The following is a 20,376-nucleotide window of genomic DNA, read 5'->3' as shown; positions in this document are numbered from 1 at the left end:
GATAGAGGATGATAAGCAATGTTTTTCCGTAGAGTATGCAATTGGTTGCATACCTATGTAACTGCTTTCTTAGCTCTTTATCGGCTTGATTGTATTCGGTTAATTAAAAGCAGACTGAAAGGATATGAAACAAAATTCATATGGCAGGGAATTAATAATTCAACTAATATCAGGTATCACCTGGGGTCTGCCGTGTGGAAAGACAAACTCCAGGGAGGGAGAGTGCTGAGCCCTATGAGTTTACCGGGAAAATTTATATTTCCCTGAGATATCAGGAGGGGATGCACTGGAATGGGGTATGGCATGGATATTGCAAACGTTTACCGTCGATAAGGGTATTTTTATGGGAAATATATTACAAGGGATTCTATTCATCCAAAAAATTCAAACCTCAATTCATAAAAAGCAATATTTAGGAGGTGATGTTATGATACATTACAAAAAAATTAAAAAGGAGGTGAAGTTTTCATAAAGTTATTTGAGCAATTGTTGTAATCATTAATTTTCAGTAATTATCAGTTATCTAAAGATAGAGTTAAAGAGAGAGCTTTAAGAGATTCATGAGTTATAATGGAAGAAAGGAAGGTTTATTATGAATAAAGGATGGCTTTTGAGAGTGATAATGGCGTGTGTAGCGGCTACAGTTCTGTTTATCGGTGTCAGTGCTCATGCCCAGTGGCTGCCAGTATCATGGTATTATACCAATCCTCTTTATTATCCCAGCTACGGATACAGCAATCCCATCTCCGGGTCTTCAACCCTGTTGGGATATGCACCCTTTAGCCCATTCTATGATCCTGCTTATATTACTTCTTTGGCTGCTTTGGCTACACCTATTACGATTCCTTCATACGGATATCCCTATTCTCCCTATGTAACCCCCTTCCCGTATCTGACTACACCCGGCGCTGTGTCACCGTATGTAAGCTTTAGCTATCCCTACTATTCTTATGGCAGCCCAAGTTTTTACTCAACCTGGTCTCTGCTGAATGGTGCTACCTATGGAGCTTTGCTCTAATCGTTAGCTTTTTTTGCAAAGCATGATAGGAAGAATACAATATAAAAGAGCCCGCGAGTCATCTTGCGGGCTCTTTTGTTTTTTTAATGAACCTGCTTAGTAAGCTTCATGTGTCAAGGATTTTCCGGTCCCCCTGGTCGATTCCCCTGAGTCTGAATACCAATGACTTCCCTGCTCAAGCCCCAATTTTTCATATGTCGGTAAAGAGTTGCTTTATGAACTCCCAAAAGGCGTGCTGCCCGGGTGATATTGCCTGCGGTATTTTGGATGGCATTGATCACGGTTTCCCTGTTCAGCTCCTTGAGTGGTCTGGTCAAAGCAGCGGATGGATTTGTGGGAGTGATATCTATAGGTCTGGCATTCTCCCCGTGAGAATGCAATTCGTAAGGTTGCAGCTCAGGGTTGCCGGGAAAGGGAAGGGCCGGCAGTGAAGTTGATGGTGGGGTTCCCCAATGCTCATCTCCCAGGCGGGGAGGAGTGTCATGCTTGAAAGGAAGCAGGGCCACCTGGCGGGAATTCGAAGAGGGGGCATGGGGCACAATAATAGCTGGTTTTGCAGCTTTCCGGTTTTCCGGAAAGTAGAGGTTCCATTCTCCGGCGGCAAAGTAATCCCGCTCCCGAACCCATTCGTTCAAGGAATTATGGCCAATAACCATACCGCGGCTCTCAACATATACCCGCTCCAATACATTGCGCAGCTCTCTCACATTTCCAGGCCAATGGTAGTCAGCCAGGACTTTCAAAGCTTCAGGAGTCAGGCGAAGAACATGGCGGTTATACCGTTGGTTTAAGATTTTCAGGAAATGATCTACAAGCAGGGCTATGTCTCCGGGCCGGTCCCGGAGGGGGGGCACATGGATCCGGAATACAGCCAGACGGTGATAGAGATCGGCCCGAAACCGGCGCACGGCCACAGCCTGCTCCAGAGAGACATTGGTGGCCGCAATGATCCGGACATCTACCGGGTATTCCTGCTCGCCTCCAACCCGCTCAAATTTCCCCTCCTCCAGCACCCGAAGGATTTTTGCCTGGGTTTTCAGGGGCATATCACCAATTTCATCGAGAAAAAGCGTGCCTTTATCAGCCCGCTCAAAGCGGCCTTTGTGGGTCTTGACTGCGCCGGTAAACGAGCCCCGCTCATGACCGAAAAGTTCCGACTCAAACAGCTCTTCAGAGAGAGCGGAGCAATTTACGGCCACAAACGGCATCTTGAACCTTTCACTTCGCTCATGCAGTGCCCTGGCAATCAGTTCCTTACCAGTGCCCGTTTCTCCGGTAATTATGACCGGTGCCTGAGCAGGACCATAAACGGTGATCTTATGGAACACCCGTTTCATCAGTTCACTTTGGCCTACAATGCCAAGGAAATTTCCTCCTGGCACCTCCATCTCCTGGTCGAGCGAAGAAAAGAGTTGGTCTTTTCCCTGGCTTTGGTCAAAATCGCTCATGGTTCTCACACATTTTTGGCTCCTTTAGCCTGCAACCTTTGCCTCGCCGGTTTCCGTGACTGCCGGGTTTTCATGTTCGAGTGAAAGATGGCTATCGGCAAGTCCAACCGTAATTTTAGCTCCATCGAGAATATCTCCCTGGATCAGTGCACGGCTGAGGCGGGTTTCAAGCTCACGGGTAATGAATCTTTTCAGCGGCCGTGCTCCATAGACAGGATCATATCCTTTTTCAGCAATGAACCGGCGGGCAGGCTCGGACAATTCCAGGGTCAGTCGCCTGGGCGAAAGCCGCTTTCTCAAATTATCAAGTAAAAGATCAACAATTTTTTCAATTTCTCCCAGCGTCAGCGGTTTAAAGAGGATAATCTCATCCACCCGGTTCAGGAATTCAGGACGAAAATGCTGGCGAAGCTCCACCATTACGGCTTCGCGGGCTGATTCCTTGATCTCTCCCTGCTCGGTGATTCCTTCAAAGAGATAGCCGGAGCCGATATTGCTGGTCATGATGATAACGGTATTCTTGAAATCGACCGTATGCCCCTGGGAGTCAGTGACCCGTCCATCATCCAGGATCTGAAGCAGGACATTGAAAACATCCTGGTGCGCTTTTTCGATTTCGTCGAAAAGGACCACCGAATAGGGTTTTCTTCGTACCGCTTCGGTCAACTGTCCCCCTTCTTCATACCCGACATAACCGGGCGGTGCACCGATGAGCCGAGAGACAGTGTGCTTTTCCATGTACTCGGACATGTCGATGCGGATCATGTTCTCCTCGGTGTCAAAAAGTGATTCGGCCAGCGTCCTGGCCAGTTCCGTTTTCCCGACCCCGGTAGGACCAAGAAAGATAAAGGAGCCGATCGGTCTGCGGGGGTCTTTGATTCCGGACCTGGCACGGATGATGGCATCGGATACCAGTTGTACCGCTTCATCCTGACCAACAACCCTGGCATGGAGAATCTGATCGAGTTTCAGGAGTTTTTCCCGTTCGCCCTCGACCAGGCGGGTTACGGGAATGCCGGTCCACCGGGATACGATTTCGGCAATTTCCTCCCCGGTCACCTCCTCACGCAAAAGCTTTCCCTGGCCCTGCTTCTGGGCCAGTCTGCTTTCTTCGGCTTTCAGCCTGCGTTCGAGCTCAGGGAGTTTGCCGTGTTTTAATTCCGCAGCCCGGTTGAGGTCATAAGCCCGCTCGGCCCGGCTGATTTCCTGACGCATCTGCTCTATTTCCTCCCGGAGAGTCTGGACCTTGCGGATAGCCTGTTTTTCCGCCTCCCACTGGGCCCTCATGGAATCAGCCCTGGCTTTCAGCTCAGCCAGTTCTTTCTGCAGGGTCTTGAGCCGCTCGCGGCTGGCGGTATCCTTTTCCTTATTCAGGGCCGCCTCCTCGATCTCAAGTTGCATGATCCGCCGGGTCACCTCATCGAGCTCGGCGGGCATGGAGTCCATCTCGGTACGGATCATGGCACATGCCTCATCGACAAGATCAATGGCCTTGTCAGGTAAAAACCGGTCGGTGATGTAGCGACTGGAAAGGGTGGCCGCCGCTACCAGGGCATTGTCCTGAATCTTGACGCCATGATGCACCTCGAACCGCTCCCGAAGACCCCGGAGGATCGAGATAGTATCCTCGACCGATGGAGGATCGATCAGAACCGGCTGAAACCGCCGCTCCAAAGCAGCATCCTTTTCGATATGCTTGCGGTATTCATCGATAGTAGTAGCCCCGATGCAATGCAGCTCACCGCGGGCCAGCATGGGCTTGAGCATATTGCCCGCATCGATGGCCCCTTCCGCCTTTCCGGCTCCGACAATGGTATGCAGCTCATCGATGAAAAGCAGTATCTGTCCTTCACTTTGCCTGATTTCCTGAAGGACCGCCTTCAGCCGCTCCTCGAACTCACCGCGGTATTTGGCTCCGGCCAGCAGGGCTCCCATGTCGAGAGAAAAGATGGACTTATTTTTCAACCCTTCCGGTACATCGCCCCGGACGATCCGGTGGGCCAGACCCTCGACAATAGCCGTTTTTCCTACGCCCGGCTCACCAATCAGGACAGGATTGTTTTTGGTTTTTCGCGATAAGATGCGGATAACCCGGCGGATTTCGGCATCACGGCCGATCACCGGGTCAAGCTTTCCGACCTGGACTTCGCGTACCAGGTCGCGTCCGTAGCGCTCCAGGGCTTCATAGGTCGCTTCAGGGTTGGCACTGGCCACCCTCTGGTGCCCCCTCACCTCAGTCAGGGCCTGCAAAAGCCTCTCCCTGGTTACGTTGAATTGTTTGAGCAGGCGTCCAGCCGCACTGTTAATCCCTTCATCGATCATGGCCAAAACGATGTGCTCAACAGAAACATATTCGTCTTTCAAATGCTTGGCCTCATCCTCAGCCCTGATCAGTATCTGGCTCAGGGCCGGCGTGATATAGACCTGCCCCTGCTGCCGACCTGGACCGGTAACGCTCGGCCGCTTTTGAAGCACCTGTTCGATCTCGGCTTTCAGCGGCTCGACCGGAACGTCCATTTTATTGAACAGTCGGGGGATCAGACCCTCCGGCTGCTCCAGCAGAGCCAAAAGCAAATGTTCGGTATCGATATCCGAATGACCATAACGAAGGGCTTTCGTCTGGGCTTGCTGAAGCGCTTCCTGAGATTTTTGTGTCAAGCGATTCATATCCATGAATTTTTACCTCCTCGTAACCTCAATGAAACAGTAAGGAGTCAAACAGTCTGACTTGATGAATCAAGGAATATAATATACCATAATCCTTTGTATTGCAAAGGGAATTATATCCTGCGGCGGTGTGCTCGCTCTTCGGCAGGCGGATTTTTAAAATAGCGTGCTTATACTTCTCTCTGCTTTATCAGCATGATCCTGCCGGAGAGAGGTCAACAGCTAATTATGCTCTTCAGCCATTTTCCCCTCCCGGCCAGGTGTATTTTTCAGGTCACATTAACCGTGATCTTCTTTGGTTTGGCCTTCTCCGCTTTTGGCAGCCGGATGATCAGAGTACCGTTTTTGAGATCGGCACCGATCTTCTCCTGATCCATCATTTCACTGAGCTGAAACTGGCGGAAAAAATTCAGGAGAGAAAACTCGGTGTAAACCGGATTGCCCGGAGCTATCTGCCCGGATTTTCCCTGGATGGTCAAAACATTATTGTCAACCCGGACATCGACATTCTCCTTATCCACCCCAGGCATGTCAGCGATAACCATAAGCAGCTCCGGAGTTTCGTAAATATCGACCGGGGGAACCAGAAAGCGCTCCTCCTGCCGGGTTTCCTCGCGGGCAATCGGCTCCTTTGCTTTGGCAGTAGTTACGGGAACTGTTCTTTCAGCCATTGTTCTTTCCTCCCTATTTCCGATGAACGAGATCTTTCCTGAGCAGAAACTCGAAGATCGGTCTTTCGCTCACCTGATCTCTTGAGTTATCCAACATTGACAGTAATCTGTTTCGGTTTGGCCTTTTCAGACTTTGGTAAGGTCACTAACAGCAGGCCGTTTCGGTAATCTGCCTTGACCTTGTCCGCATCCACTTCAGTCGGCATCTCTATGGAACGGCTGAACTTGCCGGCAGCCCGTTCATTGCGGTGATAAGCTTCGGGCTTGACCTCGACGCCGGCACCGGCCATAAGCTTTTCTCCTGAAATCGTCAGGCTGTTATGAGCGATCGAAATGTCAATGGCTTTTGGATTAACTCCCGGCGCCAGAGCCTCAACATAATAGTTGTCTTTATCTTCGTTGATATTAACCATTGGATATTGCCATGTTGACAGCCCCGGAAGGAACGATGCCCGCGAGAATGGGGATGTCCATTCTCCGAGGGTGCTGAAAATCCGATCAAAATCACGGCGCAAAGACTCCATTTCCCGTAATGGATCCCAGTAAGCCATAGTATTACCTCCTTCTGATATAAAAATAGCCAATAATATAATTCTTATAAAAGTATTGTGAACACAATTTATTCATTTTTCCTGCTTATTTGCTTGGCAATCTTTGCATCTGCATAGGCAATGCCAAGCAGCGAAAAGAAAATTGTCGAAGAAAAATCAATACATAACCTCCTCCATTTTCGATCCCGGCCATTGCCGGGATCGATTGCGACCCCTTGCACCGTCGCTTGCGACAGTCCAGGCGACGGTCAGCCTTCTTCTTGCCGGCTTTGGTTCATACCTGTTTGTCGTCACTTTTGAGAAGAAAAATGGCAGGGCTTCGAGTGTAATCACACCTGCGGTGGAGAAGGTGCTCCCTGAGCTGGCAATCATGCTGCCAAAAATCGAGCATATGCCAAAATTCAGGCAGATCAGATAAGTAGAGGGAAAAACGTCTATTTGTGGTGAAAGATTAATCAGTGGCCGAAAATGGATGCGCGGATTCTGTCAGAGCCACAACATTCAGCAAAATCAGGTTGAGTCTTTATAACTTACTAGAAATAAAGGCTATTTAGACTATGAAATCCGGTAATTTTCAGGTGGCATCAAGCTTGCCCATATTTTAGTCACCAAGGGGGAGAAATAGCATGAAAAGAAAAGAGTATTTACCAGTGCTCCGAGGAGGAGATATAGGCAATAGCGTTCATTATGGTCGTTAACCCCAAGAGGTAACGTAGTCGAAAAGGAGGAAAAGTAGATGTCAACCAAAAGTAAAGAGGAAATACTGTCCCTAATCAAGGAGAGAGATGTCAAGTTTATCCGGCTGTGGTTTACCGATATTCTGGGGCAGGTAAAGAGCTTTTCCATCACGGATAGTGAGCTTGAAGGGGCTCTGGAAAATGGCATGGGATTCGATGGCTCTTCCATTACCGGTTTTCAGTCCATAGAAGAGAGTGACATGATAGCCATGCCGGATCCCGGCACCTTTCAGATTCTTCCCTGGCGTCCCAAGGAAAAGGCCGTGGCCAGGATGATCTGCGACATCCTCACCCCGGATAAAAAACCGTACGAGGGCGATCCCCGCTACGTTCTGAAAAGGGCACTCCAAAGAGCCAAGGACATGGGATTCGATCATTTTTATACCGGCCCGGAGCTCGAATATTTCTACTTCAAGAACGATCAGGCTACCGAGATTCTGGACAAGGGCGGCTACTTTGATTTGACTACCCTGGATGTGGCCAGCGACATGCGCCGGGATACCATTCTGGCCCTGGAGCAGATGGGCGTCCAGATCGAATACAGCCACCACGAGGTTGGCCCCTCACAGCACGAAATTGACATGCGCTTTGCCGATGCCCTGAAGATGGCCGATAATGTCATCACGTACCGGGTGACGGTCAAGGAGATTGCTGCCCAGTATGACTGCTATGCCACCTTCATGCCCAAGCCGCTCTTCGGGCAGAACGGAAGCGGTATGCATACCCATCAGTCCCTGTTCCGCGGCAGCAGGAACGCCTTCTTTGACGCTAATGACAAGTATAACCTCAGTGCAGAAGCTAAAGGGTATATTGCCGGACAACTGAAGCATGCCCGGGAGATGTCATCGGTATTCGCTCAGTGGGTCAACTCTTACAAGAGGCTCGTACCCGGATATGAAGCCCCGGTTTACGTGGCCTGGTCGAGAAGAAACCGCTCCGCTCTCATCCGGGTACCCATGTATCATCCGGGAAAAGAGGTTGCTACGAGGGCAGAGCTGCGCTGCCCAGATCCGGCCTGTAACCCCTACCTGACCTTTGCCGTTATTCTCCATGCAGGTCTTGAGGGCATCGAAAAGGGATATACTATGCCGGAGCCGATGGAGAAAAACCTCTATCATCTGACGGCTGCCGAAAGAAAGGCTGCCGGGATCGAGTCCCTGCCGGACAGTCTGGGTGAGGCCATCACTCTGACCGAAAATAGCGAGCTGGTGAAAAAAGCCCTTGGCGATCATGTCTTCAGCCGCTTCGTTGCCTTGAAGCGAAAGGAATGGGACGATTATCGCATTCAGTTGACCCAGTATGAGATGGAAAACCTTTTGCCTATTCTGTAAATAAGACAGGCAAACCGGAATGAGGAAAAATCTCCCCTTGCTTTCTTTGCGACAGAGAGAAAGTACAAGGGGGGATTCCTCAGTTTTTTCGCTTCTATTGCCTGCTTTTTAAGCATGTTAAGGCTAATTTCTAATCCTTCTTCAATGGAGAAGAAGAGCGTGCTGTCGGCATGACAAATAAAAACAACTTTGAAAAAGCCATGCTTGGTTCTCTGTTAATTGCCTGGTAATAGGGCATTGCAAAAATGCCATATGAATATTAAAATAAGAGGAACACACAAAAACCGTGAAAAGGCAAAAATCTCATCGAATGAAATCTGTCGAGCAAGTGGTCGGAGAACTGGAAGAAGCCTTTTTCTATGCAGGAGGGTCCAAGAACTTATATCGATTTGTTATTGAGGCGGCCGAGAAGCCATTGATTGAGCATGTCCTGATGAGAGTGGAAGGGAATCAGCTCAGGGCCGCCAGGATTTTAGGAATCAATCGTAATACTCTCCGTTCCAAGATCAGGAAACTGGGAATTAAAGTAAAATGATGGAAGGATTCATGTCAGAACAAATTTATAAAGCAGATAAAGATTACCGGGTGCCGTCCGGTTGCGGGGTATCCGGCATCATGAACGAGGCAGGAGAGAGAATCAGTGGAGATGCCATCATGACCTCCATCGCTCTCATGCGCGACCGCTCCAATGGTCTGGGTGGGGGCTTTGCTGCCTACGGGATATATCCGGACCTGGCTGATTATTACGCTTTTCACCTCATGTATGAAACCGATGAGGCCAAACGGCAGACCGAGGAATATCTCAGGGCATATTACACTATTATGCATGATGAGCCGATACCCAGCAGGGATGTTAAGGTGATTACCCGAAATCCTATCCTCTGGAGGTATTTTCTCAAGCCCCGTGAGGAGGCTCTGGCGAAGAATCCTCTTTCGACTGAGGCTGATCTGGTTGTCCAGACGTCAATGCACATCAACAGTAAAATTAAAGATGCCCTGGTAGCTTCAAGCGGCAAAAATATGGGCATTTTCAAAGGGGTCGGCTATCCTGAGGATATCGGGGAGTTCTACCGCCTGGAGGAATACCAGGGGTATATCTGGACAGCCCACGGACGGTTTCCCACCAACAGTGTGGCCTGGTGGGGGGGCGCTCATCCATTCGGGCTTCTGGACTGGTCAGTGGTGCACAACGGGGAGATATCTTCCTATGGCATCAACCGGCGTTACCTGCAAAATTTCAATTACTTCTGTTCCTTTTTTACCGATACGGAAGTAATAACCTATCTCATTGACCTGCTGATCCGAAAACATGAGCTGCCTTTCGAGATGGTGGCCAAAATTCTGGCTGCTCCCTTCTGGGCGGATATCGAACGAATGCCGGAGGAGGAAAAAGAGTTTTATCAAAATTTGCGCATGATATATGGCTCAGCCCTGCTCAATGGTCCTTTTGGGATAATAGTGGCTAACAGCGACACCATGCTCGGATTGAATGACCGGCTCAAATTACGGCCTCTGGTGGCGGCCCGATGGGGAAACTTCGTTTACGTTGCCTCCGAGGAATCCGCCATCCGGCAGATCTGCCCTCAGCCTGACCGGGTATGGATGCCAAGGGCAGGAGAGCCGATCCTGGGGAGATTGAAAAAGGATATCCCGGCAAAAATTGATATCGCCAGTCCCCTGGCCACGCAGGTGGCGGTTGAGGCTGCACGAAGGGAGGTGCTGTAATGGCCAGGATACCGATAGTGCCGGATTTTATTGTCGAGCGGGACAAGGATAAATGTATAACCTGCCAGGTTTGCTGCCGGATGTGCTCGAACGATGCTCATGTGTATGACCGGCAAGCCGATGAGGTCAATACCGCCTCTCAGAAGTGTGTGGGCTGCCACTTTTGTGAAAGCTTTTGTCCTACCGGAGCCTTGACCATCAGGCGAAATCCTTCACAGATCCGGCAGAACGCCAACTGGAATCAGGAGATGCTGACCTGGGTCGCCAAACAGGCCGATACCGGAGGCGTCTTATTGACCGGCATGGGCTGCGATCAGCCCTTTCCGGTCTACTGGGACCACATGCTGCTGAATGCCTCACAGGTTACCAATCCCTCGATAGACCCCTTGCGGGAGCCTATGGAGCTTCGAACCTATCTCGGTCGCAAGCCGGACCGGCTTGAGCTGGAACGCAGGCCGGAGCCGGGCACCGTGGCCCGCCTCAAGAGCAAACCCGGCAAACAGCTTCTGCTTCAGACGCCGATTCTTTTTTCAGCCATGTCCTATGGCTCCATCAGTCTGAATGCCTGTAAATCCCTGGCCTGGGCAGCATCCGAATTCGGCACCTTCTACAACACCGGAGAAGGCGGGCTGCACCGGGATCTTTATCCCTATGGGGCCAACACCATCGTGCAGGTGGCTTCAGGCAGGTTCGGGGTTCATGAGGAATACCTGAAGGCCGGAGCAGCCATAGAGATCAAGATCGGGCAGGGGGCAAAGCCGGGCATCGGCGGACACCTGCCCGGGGAAAAGGTCGATGAGGAAGTCAGCCGGACCCGGATGATCCCTGCGGGAACAGACGCCCTTTCCCCTGCCCCGCATCATGATATTTATTCGATCGAAGACCTTCGGCAGCTCATATACGCCCTGAAAGAGGCTACCCGCTACGAGAAGCCGGTAGGGGTAAAAATATCCGCTGTCCATAATGTGGCCCCCATTGCCACGGGTGTTGTGCGGGCAGGAGCTGACTTTGTCAGTATCGATGGCCTGCGGGGAGGAACGGGTGCCGCTCCGACCGTTATCAGAAACAACGTGGGGATTCCCATCGAGCTGGCCATTGCCGCTGTTGACACCCGGTTGCGCGAGGAAGGGATCAGGAATCATGCCTCGGTCATCGCTGCCGGCGGATTTCGCACCAGCGGTGATATAATCAAGGCCATTGCCCTGGGCGCAGATGCGGTTTACATCGGCACTTCAGCCCTGGTAGCTTTGGGCTGCCATCTTTGCCAGAAGTGCTATACCGGCAAATGCAACTGGGGAATTGCAACTCAGGACCCCTTCCTCACCAAGAGGCTGAATCCCTCCATCGGAGCCCGAAGGCTGGTCAACCTCCTGCGGGCCTGGTCTCTGGAGATTAAGGAGATGCTGGGCGGCATGGGCATCAACGCCATTGAATCCCTGCGGGGAAACCGCGAGGCCCTGCGGGGTGTTGGACTTTCGGATACGGATTTGAAGATCCTGGGGATAAAACCGGCAGGCGAAGCGTGGTAAATTGAAGGAGAATGATGGAATGAAAAGGATCGTTATTCGCGAAGAATATTGCATGGGCTGCCGGCTCTGTGAAATCCATTGCCTGGTCCAGCATTCAAAATCAAAGGAGATCGTCAAGGCCTATAAGGGCGAATTTCCCAAGGCCCTGCCGCGCGTTCTGGTTGAGGAGCAGGGGTATCTATCCTTTGCTCTTCAGTGCCGCCACTGTGAGGACGCCCCCTGTCTCGAAGCCTGCATGACCGGAAGTCTGCACCGGGATGCAGAAACCGGGGCGGTCATTTGTGATGAGAATAAGTGTGTAGGCTGCTGGATGTGCATCATGGTTTGTCCTCTTGGTGTCATTGCCAGGAATACGGAAGGGAAAAAGGCTGCTTCGAAATGTGACCTGTGCGCAGGGGAGAAGATGCCGGTCTGTGTCCAGAATTGTCCCAACGAGGCCATCACGTTTGAGGAAAGATAAAACGGTTTTAAGACCAGGAAATAACGCTAGGATAGAAACGTTAAGATAAGACGTCAGGATATAAAAAATGACCAAGACAAAGTATTTGATTATCGGTAATTCCACGGCTGCGGTCAATGCCGTCGAGGCTATCCGGGAAAAGGACAGGCTGGGGAGTCTGTGTCTGGTCTCGGATGAGCCCTGCCATACCTATTCACGGCCCTTGATCTCGTATTATCTGGGAAACAAGGTCGAAGAGGAGCAGCTTTTCTATCGGCCATCCTCCTTTTATTACCTCAATAAGGTCCAGGCATTTCTGGGAGACAAAGTCGTCAGCCTGGACTGTGCAAACAAGCAGGTCGTTCTGGATGACCGGACCGGGATACAGTATGAAAAGCTCCTTCTGGCTACCGGCGGTGCTCCCTTTGTCCCTGAGATGCCGGGTCAGAACCTGTCCGGCGTTTTCACCTTTACCACCCTTGATGACGCCCAGCAGGTAAAAAAATTTATCGCCAGCCACCAGGTTAAAAAAGCCGTGGTCGTCGGCGGAGGGCTGATCGGCCTGAAAGTCACCGAAGCTCTTCTGGCTCTGGATATTCAGGTGACTATCGTGGAACTGGCGGACCGGATCCTGAGCGCCACCTTTGACCGGACTGCCTCCAGAATCATCGAGCGGGCCTTAAAAGGAATTGGCTGTGCCTGCCTGACCAACAGCACGGTGAAGGAGATCCGCGAAGGAGAACCGGGGCGGGTGGGAAGCGTTGTCCTGAAGGATGGTACCCAGGTCGATTGCCAACTGGTGATCGTGGCTATCGGTGTGCGGCCCAGAGTGGATCTGGCCAGGGAGGCTGGCATCAGTGTCAATCGGGGGATCCTGGTTGATGAGCATCTGAAAACCAGTGTTGATGATATCTATGCTGCCGGTGATGCCGTGGAGGCCTACGATTTGATAGCCCAGGCTGCACGGCCTATCGCTATCCTCCCCACCGCAGCCAGGCAGGGAAAGATAGCCGGGTATAATATGGCCGGGGCACCGAAAGCGTATGAGGGTGGCATCCCTATGAATTCCGTGGAATTGGCCGGTGTTCCCACTATTTCGGTAGGACTGACCGATCCCTCGACTCTGGCCGATGGTGAAAGACGAAACGGGATGGAAGTCATCCAGGATTATCGTGAAAAGGATTCGGTTTATAAGAAAATCGTCCTGGAAGATAACAGAATCGTAGGCATAATTCTGGTGAACAAAATCGACCGGGCGGGAATTTATACCGGGTTGATTAAAGATAAGATCGATATCGCCTCTTTCCGGGAATATCTTCTCAAAGATGATTTCGGTCTGCTCTCGCTGCCCAGGGAGTATCGGAAACATATGGTTACCGGCCAGGGGATCGAGATATGAACCAAAGCTCGAACTATTATCATGATTTTCGACTCTCCTTGAGTCTGGAAGAGAGAGGGTAGGCAGGCTATGGACGCTCTGAACGATATGAATGCTATGAATACTAATACTCTGAATACCAATACCATGAATATCAATGCCAAGGGAATATATTACCGGGAACTGAACGAGAGCATACACCATGCGGTCCGCGAAGGGCACAGGGATCTTCGTCTTGAGAATATCAACGGGCAGCGCTACATCGGAGACGGTTTGTCCGGAAAAGATATCAGGATTACGATCCACGGTACACCGGGCAATGATCTTGCCGCTTTTATGGATGGGCCAACTATCGAGATTTTGGGCAATGCCCAGGATGGGATCGGCAACACCATGAATGCCGGAAAAATCATCGTCCACGGAAATGCCGGAGATATTGCCGGACATTCCATGCGCGGCGGGAAAATCTTCATCCGGGGCAATGTCGGCTACCGGGTAGGCATTCACATGAAAGCCTACCAGGATCTCTATCCGGTCATTATCGTCGGCGGCTATGCCCAGGATTATCTGGGTGAATACATGGCCGGAGGATTGATCATTGTCCTGGGTATGGATAGTGATGGAAGCCATCCGATCGTGGGAGACTTCTGCGGCACCGGCATGCATGGCGGAGCCATGTACATCAGGGGTAAGGTGAAGGATTATCAACTGGGCAAGGAAGTAAAGACTTTCGAGCTCGATATGAAGGATAGAAAAAACCTTGAGCTCTATGTCAGGGAATATGCCCGTGATTTCTCCCTGGATGCAGAGGAAATCCTCAAAGGGCATTTCTGCAAACTCATCCCCTATACCCACCGGCCGTATGGGAAGTTGTATGCGTATTAAGGGCCTATCCGAAAAATCCTGGGAAACATTATCAATTCTGGCGGCATCCCGACTTTTCGGATAGACACTAAGTGCAGGTTGCGGTAATTTCCCAGCCGGTTGTACTGCCGCTCACGGTGGGGGAAGGACGATTAATCACGAGCGGGTAATTTTAAATCTATATTATATCAAATCAATTTTGATATTTTTACTCCTTCCATAACACTTTTGCTTGGCTTCTGTAAAATCAATCAATACCTTAATAATTTTTAGCATAGGTCTTGAAAATTTTCCAGGATAAGGTGAAATATTGAATTATTTGCTTGACGTGCCGATAAGGTAGGGATAATATTAAGAATATCGCAGACAGTCGCGGTGAAAATGAGAATCTTAAGGCGGCTATAAGATAACTGGAATGGAGAAAATTCATGCCGGAGGAAACTAATTACTTTGACAAATATCTTGAGGCTCAATTCACTCAGATAAATGCTTCTATGAGTGAGTTAAAAACTCAATTCGGGGAATTAAAAAACCAGTTTGCAGAGGTTAAAGAGGACAATAAGTCTACTCGGCATTGGATACTGGGGAGTGCAATTACCTTCTTCGTGGGTTTCATTGCTGCTGCTATAGCCATATTCTTTGGCTTTGCACAGCTTCAAACATCCTGGATTCAGACCGTTATTTCCTTTGTAAGCAAAGTAGTCGTGAAATAAGAGCGGGACGGGGAGTGCTGGAGAAAATACTATGAAAGGTAAATCCATGCGAATACCGGAAGACCTCGACCAGGCTATAGAATATGTGTCTAAAAAAGAAAAAATCGAAAAACCCCAATCATTAAGGAAATTGCCCGGCTGTGGGGTTTGAGTATTACATTGCTCAATCATTCAGGGAAGGGAAGATCACTCTCAGGGACGCCGCGAACTTGCTAAAACTGATTCGATCCAGGAGAAGGAAAGCGGTATCGTGCTACCGCAAACTCATCCCCTCTACTCACTGGCCGTATGGGAAGTTGTATGCGTATTAGAAGCTCTGCTCCTATTTCCTGCTTTCGGCATCCTCCTGCATACTATAAAGATGCAGGAGCTCCTCGTTGGTGAGATCGGTTTTCAGCCGTGAAGATTCGTCCTTGACCTTCATGAGCAATTCAATCAGAAGGCTGCCTTCCGTCCTGACACCAAGGGTTTCCAGCTTGTGCTTGAGTGAGGTTCTGCCAGCCTTTTTACCGACCAGGAATTTTCGCTCCATATTGACCTCCGCGGGATCATATGGCTCATAGTTTGAAGGGTTTTTGATCAGCCCGTCGAGGTGAATGCCGGATTCACAGGTAAAAATGTCTTTTCCCACAATGGGTTTTTTGGGCGGAATAGCAATATGGGAAGCCTTGGCTACATACCAGGAAAGGAACCGGAGGGGTTTCAGGTTATATTTATCGACCCCTTTCCTCTTGGCCAAAAAGGCCGCTACTTCTTCCAGGGCGGCATTTCCCGCCCGCTCACCGAGGCCGTTGACGGTGACATCAATAAAGTCCGCGCCTGCGGCCAGGGCACTGATGGCATTGGCTGTAGCCATGCCAAAGTCATTATGGGTGTGTACGCCAAGGTCCACTTTCAGCAGGGACCGCAGCCTGGTTATTGTACTCATCATGGTCATGGGGTCCATAATCCCAACGGTATCGGCATAGCGAATTCTCTTGATACCTTCTTCCTGTGCCAGGGAGCATACCTTTTCGACAAAGGCATGATCGGCCCTGGAAGCGTCTTCAAGACCAAGAGAGAGATAACAGGAGGGCGCCGTATCTTTGGCCTGTTGTATACTCTCACTGACCCTGGTCAATACCCATTTTCTGTCCTTGCCAAGTTTCTTTTTGATGTGAATATCCGAGACTGAGATAGACATGGACAGGATATCCGGCGAAAGGCTTAAGGTTTCATCGATGTCACTGGACAGGCATCGGCACCAGAGGGAAAGCCGCGGGCTCAGGGTCCTTTCCCTGACCTGCCTGAAAAGCTCTTTGGTTTCCGGATTCATGACCGCAACCCCTGCCTCTATTTCATCGACACCCACTTTATCGAGCAGACCGATGATGTGAAGCTTTTCGGCAAGGTTAAAATAGACGTAGGCCGACTGTTCTCCTTCTCTCAATGTGGTGTCGATGATACCTTTCATGGCTTGCTGCTCCTTCGTTTGTAGCTCTTGCAATTATTGCTTCTTCATGATTAAAGCATTTTCTTTGATTTACCGGATCCTTACAGCTCTTGCCGCACAAGGGGTGCAGCGCATCAGGGGGAAAGCAAATCCATACCTGCTCAGAGGGTCTGAAGTGAAAAGAGGCTTCAGGAATTATCGCATATAATTCCATGCCTCCAAGGTCAATGGTTACCCTGACGCTTATAAGGCCTGGTATGCTATGGACAATTTTCCCGGCAACCATGTTCATCGGGGGGCCTGCCTCTGCCCCCGCTCTTGTCCTCGGCATAGTCATGGCAATGGCCTGCCACTCGTTTTTGATACTGATTTTTTCCGGGTGCAGGCACAGTGGTATCTTTTTACCCTTTTCAAGGATAGGGTACCTCGCGGCCTTAACCTGAAAAGGCTGACGAAGCTCTTCATTAGTGATTCTCAGAATCGCCTCATGTTCCCGTATTTCGATTACCTCTGTTTTCAAAATATTTTTTGCACCGACAAAGCGGGAAACAAATTCGGTCCTGGGGTGATGGAAGATTTCATCCGCAGTCCCGATCTGCTCTATCCTCCCGTGGTTGAGCACACAGACGCGATCTGCCAGCACGGTGGCTTCACTCTGGTTGTGGGTGACATAGAGCGCCGTAAGCTGCATTGTTTGCTGAATGCTTCGCAGCTCATCGCCTATTTTTTCCCTGGATGGGGCATCGAGGCTGCTCATAGGCTCATCCAAAAGCAGTATATCCGGTTCGGTAACCAGCGCTCTGATCAGGGCAACTCTTTGCCTTTGCCCTCCGCTCAACTGATGGGGGAATTTGTCCCTTTCGCCTGCAATCCCCATTTTATGCAGATAGTGGTTGACCGTCCGGGTTACAGCGCTTTCTTTAACTCCTCTGGCCCTGAGACCATAAGCGGCATTGCTAAAAACCGTAAGATGCGGAAAGAGGGCATAATCCTGAAAAACAAAACCAATTTTTCGTTTTTCCGCAGGGACCCCGCTTACCTCACGGCCGTTAATGAATACGTTTCCCGCATCCTGCCTGATCAACCCTGCAATGAGCGAAAGAATGGTGGTCTTGCCGCTGCCGCTTGGGCCGAGCAGGACCTGAAATTCTCCCTGCCTGACTTCCAGGTTGAGGTTGTTCAGTACGGTCCGGCCCTGATAGCTCTTCGAGATATCCCTGAGAACGATGCTCATAACCTGATCTGCCCTTTTTTAGCCCGTGACTTAAAGATCAGGAGCGCGGTGAAGGAGAATATCGTGAGCAGCAGGGCAACAGCGATCGAGGAGGATAATTTCCCCGACATGGCATTCATATATATGGCTACGGTCATGGTTTGGGTTTTACAGGGAATGCAGCCGGCAACCATAGACGTAGCGCCGAATTCTCCCAAAGCCCTGGCCCAGGTCATAACCATTCCGGCACAGATGCCGTTTTTGGCAAGGGGAAGGGCGACATTTTTAAAAGTATAAAACTTCGATGCTCCCAGAGTCGAAGAAGCCTTCATGATATTCTCACCGATCGATTCAAACGCCTGACGGCTCGATTTGATTAAAAAGGGCGCAGAGACAAAGAGCTGGGCCATGATGATCCCTTTTTTGGAAAATACCAGATCAACACCATGCCTGGAAAAAAAATCCCCCACCGGGCTGTTTCCTCCCAGGATAATCAAAAGGGCCAGCCCTGCCACCAGGGGTGGCAGGGTGATGGGAAGATCGATCAGGGTATCGAGAACCTCTTTCCCCCTGAATTGGGTAGTAGCCAATAAGTAGGCCATCGGAACTCCCAGGCAGAAGGCCAGGAAAACCACCGTCAGCGAAGTCTCAAGGCTGACCAGAATGGATGAGCAGATCAGCGGAGATTGAAACTGGCTCATCAGCTCCCGAAAAGGTGTAACGGTAAATAAACCGGCTATGGGGAGTACGATAAAACAGGTGAAAATTCCCGCCGCGCAGGATATGGCAAAATCAAAAGCAAGTCTTTTCATGTCTTTCTCTATTTCACAACCTCAAATCCCTGTTTGGCGAAGATCCCTTTCCCTTCAGCGCTCAACACGGATTGGATGTATTGGGATATCCACTGGTTGTCCTTTTTCATCCGGCAAACAGGTATAATATTGATAGAATTATATTCTTGAGAAATCTCGATAATTTTAACCTTGCCCGATAGCACGGCATCCGCCTTCCAGACGATCGAGGCGTCAGCGTTTTTTTCTTCGATCCATAGTACCAGTTGCTTAATGGTTATCCCTCTGGCTTTTATGTTCATTTTCGATTCTTCAATACCGGCTTTTTTCAATATCGCCGAAGAAGGCTCGCCGATAGCCGCAGCCTCGATATCGCCAAGGACGACCGAGCAGTTCGGGTCAGCCAGGTCCTTCAGGGATTTTATCCTGCTGTTTTCCGGTTGAGTAATGACAACGGGGGTATGATAGGCGATCGGTTTATACTCCTTGACATAGCCCTTCTCCTTGAGAAGCCTGGCCCACTTCTCGCTGCCGGGAATAAATACATCGGGCTCCTGCCCGACCAGGATTTTATTACCGAGCCTCCCGCTCCCTTCGTAGTCATAAATAACCTTTACTCCATACTGCGCCTCAAACTTTTTCCCGATTTCATCCAAAGGTGCCTGCATTCCCGCACCGGCAAATACAAGGATCTCTTTAACTTCCTTTTGGGCGAAACCATTCGGAGTAATCAAGCACATCAAAGAAGCCAGGAACAGGGAAGCCAGGAACAGGATGCCTATCTTTTTCATGGTGTTTCCTTTCTCTCTCAGTATCTTCAAAAGACTCCATTAACCTCTGTGGTAACCTCGCTATTGTGGCGCGACGTGTACTAACTACACAATGTTAAATTAGTCAAATTGCTTTGGTCATAGTAAATCATCTTGATAGTATGGGCACATCTTCTCCCTCGCCCGTGAGGGCATCTCTTCTCCCTCACCTGCCACATTGGAAGCCCCTAGAGCAGAGGTTCCCTGCCAGCCCTCTCCTCACAGGGACCAATGTCATCAACTTCACACTACTTACCAAGAAAGCCCCTCACCCCAGCCCTCTCCCCTTCAGGGGCGAGGGAGAAAAGATGTGCCCTCAAAGAGGTCAAGGGAGAAAAGCGTTACGCTCCCTAGCCTTCACAAGCCGCACGACAGTCATGCCAGGAGCAGGTGTTCTGCCGGTTGGCCCTTTTCCAATGCGTCCAGGATTTCGTCCACCTTTTCTTCAGACAGATCAGCATACCAGTACCCCTGGGGAGCGGCTGGGCCATATATCACCATGACCGGCCCATGATCGCAGAGCTTGAAGCAGCCGGTATTGGTAACCATGATATTTTCCATCCCCCTGCTTTGGATCTCCTCGTCAAGGTACTGGACAAGAGCAGAGCCTCCTTTCTTCTGACATACCCCTTTCGGCTCTCCGGCCATACGGGAGCTGGTGCAGATAAAAATGTGGTAAGCCGGTTTCTTCATGATTCTTTCCTCCGTTTGAATACAGTCATCGTATTTATCTCGGTATAGTGGCAATAGGGCCTGCATAAATTATCGGTTGAATATTATATTCCTGTAATTTTTTTGCCGGAACTTCTCCTATTTTCGTGACATAGACTTTGGTGCAGTCCTTCAGCAGGTCTGCTATCCGGCCAAACTTTTCCGGATCAAAGGGGTGATGGGGATCACCCACGGAAAGCGGCTCCACCGACCGCTCTTCTACCAGACTCAGAGTAGTATCCCCGCAGTCGTAGATCAGAAATCGACTGGCCTGGCCAAAGTGATCATTTACATTCACCCCGTCTTTTGAGACTACTGCAACTCGCGTTTTCTCCATGAGTTTACCCTT

20 protein-coding genes are annotated in these 20,376 nt (G+C 50.2%); 10 read left to right on the top strand and 10 right to left on the bottom strand.

From position 1 onward, the window contains the following. The first annotated feature begins 592 nt into the window (after positions 1-592). Positions 593-1,018: a hypothetical protein gene (locus AB1611_16745; protein MEW6381237.1), complete on the top strand. Its 426-nt coding sequence runs from the start codon at positions 593-595 to the stop codon at positions 1,016-1,018. Positions 1,019-1,131: 113 nt separating this feature from the next. On the opposite strand, the gene AB1611_16740 is transcribed toward AB1611_16745, so the two are convergent. The 4 genes from AB1611_16740 to AB1611_16725 form a co-directional block, all read right to left on the bottom strand. After that, positions 1,132-2,466, bottom strand: a complete 1,335-nt coding sequence (locus tag AB1611_16740; GenBank protein ID MEW6381236.1) for a sigma-54 dependent transcriptional regulator — start codon at positions 2,464-2,466, stop codon at positions 1,132-1,134. A gap of 24 nt (positions 2,467-2,490) precedes the next feature. Then, positions 2,491-5,139: an ATP-dependent chaperone ClpB gene (gene clpB, locus AB1611_16735; GenBank protein ID MEW6381235.1), complete on the bottom strand. Its 2,649-nt coding sequence runs from the start codon at positions 5,137-5,139 to the stop codon at positions 2,491-2,493. A gap of 263 nt (positions 5,140-5,402) precedes the next feature. Continuing rightward, the gene (locus AB1611_16730) at positions 5,403-5,804 is read right to left on the bottom strand and encodes an Hsp20/alpha crystallin family protein (protein ID MEW6381234.1); all 402 of its coding nucleotides are present in this window, start codon (positions 5,802-5,804) and stop codon (positions 5,403-5,405) included. A gap of 86 nt (positions 5,805-5,890) precedes the next feature. Then, a complete protein-coding gene (locus AB1611_16725; GenBank protein MEW6381233.1) occupies positions 5,891-6,355 on the bottom strand; it encodes an Hsp20/alpha crystallin family protein in 465 nt (154 codons plus the stop codon). 142 nt (positions 6,356-6,497) lie between these two features. Between AB1611_16725 and AB1611_16720 the strand changes: the two genes are divergently transcribed. The 9 genes from AB1611_16720 (at position 6,498) to AB1611_16680 (ending at position 15,071) form a co-directional block, all read left to right on the top strand. Next, a complete protein-coding gene (locus AB1611_16720; GenBank protein MEW6381232.1) occupies positions 6,498-6,773 on the top strand; it encodes a hypothetical protein in 276 nt (91 codons plus the stop codon). Positions 6,774-7,091: 318 nt separating this feature from the next. Beyond that, the gene (locus AB1611_16715) at positions 7,092-8,423 is read left to right on the top strand and encodes a glutamine synthetase family protein (protein MEW6381231.1); all 1,332 of its coding nucleotides are present in this window, start codon (positions 7,092-7,094) and stop codon (positions 8,421-8,423) included. Positions 8,424-8,733: 310 nt separating this feature from the next. Beyond that, positions 8,734-8,958, top strand: coding sequence for a helix-turn-helix domain-containing protein (locus AB1611_16710; GenBank protein ID MEW6381230.1), 225 nt, complete (start codon positions 8,734-8,736; stop codon positions 8,956-8,958). A gap of 11 nt (positions 8,959-8,969) precedes the next feature. Beyond that, a complete protein-coding gene (locus tag AB1611_16705; GenBank protein ID MEW6381229.1) occupies positions 8,970-10,148 on the top strand; it encodes a glutamine amidotransferase family protein in 1,179 nt (392 codons plus the stop codon). Then, the gene (locus tag AB1611_16700; GenBank protein MEW6381228.1) at positions 10,148-11,677 is read left to right on the top strand and encodes a glutamate synthase-related protein; all 1,530 of its coding nucleotides are present in this window, start codon (positions 10,148-10,150) and stop codon (positions 11,675-11,677) included. The genes AB1611_16705 and AB1611_16700 overlap by 1 nt, the downstream gene beginning before the upstream one ends. A gap of 19 nt (positions 11,678-11,696) precedes the next feature. After that, a complete protein-coding gene (locus AB1611_16695; GenBank protein MEW6381227.1) occupies positions 11,697-12,137 on the top strand; it encodes a 4Fe-4S dicluster domain-containing protein in 441 nt (146 codons plus the stop codon). A gap of 67 nt (positions 12,138-12,204) precedes the next feature. Beyond that, positions 12,205-13,515: an FAD-dependent oxidoreductase gene (locus AB1611_16690; protein ID MEW6381226.1), complete on the top strand. Its 1,311-nt coding sequence runs from the start codon at positions 12,205-12,207 to the stop codon at positions 13,513-13,515. A gap of 96 nt (positions 13,516-13,611) precedes the next feature. Beyond that, on the top strand, positions 13,612-14,379 hold the full coding sequence (locus AB1611_16685) for a hypothetical protein (GenBank protein MEW6381225.1): 768 nt from the start codon (positions 13,612-13,614) through the stop codon (positions 14,377-14,379). 407 nt (positions 14,380-14,786) lie between these two features. Next, the gene (locus AB1611_16680; protein ID MEW6381224.1) at positions 14,787-15,071 is read left to right on the top strand and encodes a hypothetical protein; all 285 of its coding nucleotides are present in this window, start codon (positions 14,787-14,789) and stop codon (positions 15,069-15,071) included. Positions 15,072-15,393: 322 nt separating this feature from the next. Here the strand turns inward: AB1611_16680 and aksA are convergent, their stop codons facing one another. The 6 genes from aksA to AB1611_16650 form a co-directional block, all read right to left on the bottom strand. After that, on the bottom strand, positions 15,394-16,524 hold the full coding sequence (aksA, locus tag AB1611_16675) for a homoaconitate hydratase (protein ID MEW6381223.1): 1,131 nt from the start codon (positions 16,522-16,524) through the stop codon (positions 15,394-15,396). Then, a complete protein-coding gene (locus AB1611_16670; GenBank protein ID MEW6381222.1) occupies positions 16,463-17,737 on the bottom strand; it encodes an ABC transporter ATP-binding protein in 1,275 nt (424 codons plus the stop codon). Before AB1611_16670 ends, aksA begins: the two co-directional genes overlap by 62 nt. Further along, positions 17,734-18,528: an ABC transporter permease gene (locus AB1611_16665; GenBank protein ID MEW6381221.1), complete on the bottom strand. Its 795-nt coding sequence runs from the start codon at positions 18,526-18,528 to the stop codon at positions 17,734-17,736. Before AB1611_16665 ends, AB1611_16670 begins: the two co-directional genes overlap by 4 nt. An 8-nt stretch (positions 18,529-18,536) precedes the next feature. Further along, the gene (modA, locus tag AB1611_16660) at positions 18,537-19,298 is read right to left on the bottom strand and encodes a molybdate ABC transporter substrate-binding protein (GenBank protein ID MEW6381220.1); all 762 of its coding nucleotides are present in this window, start codon (positions 19,296-19,298) and stop codon (positions 18,537-18,539) included. 393 nt (positions 19,299-19,691) lie between these two features. Further along, entirely contained in the window at positions 19,692-20,009 is a 318-nt protein-coding gene (locus AB1611_16655) for a (2Fe-2S) ferredoxin domain-containing protein (protein MEW6381219.1), read from the bottom strand. Between the two features lie 34 nt (positions 20,010-20,043). Then, entirely contained in the window at positions 20,044-20,364 is a 321-nt protein-coding gene (locus AB1611_16650) for a NifB/NifX family molybdenum-iron cluster-binding protein (protein MEW6381218.1), read from the bottom strand. Positions 20,365-20,376: the final 12 nt, after the last annotated feature.

The sequence above is a fragment of the bacterium genome (genome assembly GCA_040755755.1).
In the GTDB taxonomy this organism is placed as follows: Bacteria; SZUA-182; SZUA-182; order DTGQ01; family DTGQ01; genus DTGQ01.
This window is presented reverse-complemented; position numbering and strand designations above follow the sequence as displayed.